Origin of the sequence: Lutibacter sp., from assembly GCF_041555395.1 — a bacterium.
In the GTDB taxonomy this organism is placed as follows: Bacteria; Bacteroidota; Bacteroidia; order Flavobacteriales; family Flavobacteriaceae; genus Lutibacter.
The window spans coordinates 1-1583 of record NZ_JBFFKM010000123.1 but is presented as its reverse complement, the minus strand read 5'-3'; the positions used below and the strand labels follow the sequence as shown (position 1 = coordinate 1583).

The following is a 1583-nucleotide window of genomic DNA, read 5'->3' as shown; positions in this document are numbered from 1 at the left end:
TGAAATAAGCCATGTAAAAATCGTGCATGGCCCTGCGCAAGGAAATATGGTCATCCAGCACTTCCATTTGTCCGCGCCCGATGCCTGCCACAATATTGCTCATTCTGTAATTGTAGCCAATTTCACTGTGCTGGTAGTGTGGTGCGTTGTCCCTGGATTGTGTGGCGAAGAACACCGCTTTGTCTTTAATTTCCTTTGTTTTGGCCACCAATGCCCCGCCGCCGGAAGTGGTGATGATTTTATTGCCGTTAAATGAAAGTATGCCAATGTCGCCAAAAGTGCCGCATTTTTGATTTTTACAGGTGCTTCCTAACGCGCTTGCAGCATCTTCAATTAAAAATAGGCTGTATTTTTTTGCTATTGCAATAATCTGATCCCATTTGGCAGGCATCCCGTAAGAGTCGACTACAATGATGGCTTTTGGCTTTTTTCCTTTTTTCAATCTGTCGAGAATGGCAGTTTCCAAAAATTTTGGGCTCATATTCCAAGTTTCTGCTTCGCTGTCAATAAAAACAGGTTTTGCACCAACATATAAAATGGGATTTGCTGAAGCCGAATAGGTAAAACTTTGGCACAATACCTCATCACCTTGGGTTACCCCAGCCAAAATTAATGCCAAGTGAATGCCTGCAGTGCCTGAGTTTAGCGCTGCAACATGGTTGCTTTCTCCCAAATAAGTTTGAAGTGTGTTTTCAAACTCATTTATATTGGGGCCTAAAGGCGCTATCCAATTGGTATCAAAGGCTTGTTGTATATATTTCATCTCTTTTCCCGAAATATGCGGCGGAGATAGATATATTTTTTTATTCATATTCTGCTTTTCGAATTGGCTATAAATTTACTGATTTTTTACACACCCCTACCCCTCTCTAGAGGGGAATTTGATTGTGGCTAATTGTTGGGATTTTAGATTATGTTTTAAATATAAAGGGAATATAAACTCCTTTTTTCTTTTCCCCGCCCTTCCTTCGACTCCGCTCTGGATGACATGGGTGGAAAAAAAGTTATTAGTGAACTAATTACTATAGGTGAAGTTGTGAAAAATAGTTCTCCCTTTAGGGTTGGGGTAAAACTATTTTTTTTAAAAAATAATTAATAAAAAAGGCCAAAAAGGCTGTTTTTTGTTGTTCTTTTTTGGGCAATTTTTGGACCGAGTGTTAGCCTCACTATAACACTCTACTAACACTATGTACGGAGTATGTACGGAGTATCCTCCCTTTATCTCCCCTTTTGCCTATCTGCAGCCCCTTGTTTTACTGGACTTCTGCGATATCCTAATATGCTGTTTTTGACGATTTGGCCCATTTTGATTTTTAAGTGCAGTTGCCACTTTTTAACTCGATTTATTTAGCCCCTAAAATGCCGCTTTCGGCACAAAGTGTTTAAAACGGTCAAAACGGTATTTTTTGGCCAATTCGGTATAAAATGCTTGTTCCGGTTAAAACGGTCATTTGTTTCATTTTCAGTATTTTATGCATAAAACGGCTATATGTTTCCATAACGGTCAGAACAGTACCTGTTCCTTGTAATATCATTTGTATGCTTCTACATTTGATCTCATAATAATTTTAAATATACATAGT

At 38.7% G+C, this 1583-nt stretch carries 1 protein-coding gene; it reads right to left on the bottom strand.

Going from position 1 to position 1583, the window contains the following annotated elements; translation table 11 throughout:
* Nucleotides 1–811: DegT/DnrJ/EryC1/StrS family aminotransferase (locus ABY285_RS12600; protein WP_372770591.1), on the bottom strand; the 811-nt coding region annotated here is incomplete at its 3' end.
* Nucleotides 812–1583: the final 772 nt, after the last annotated feature.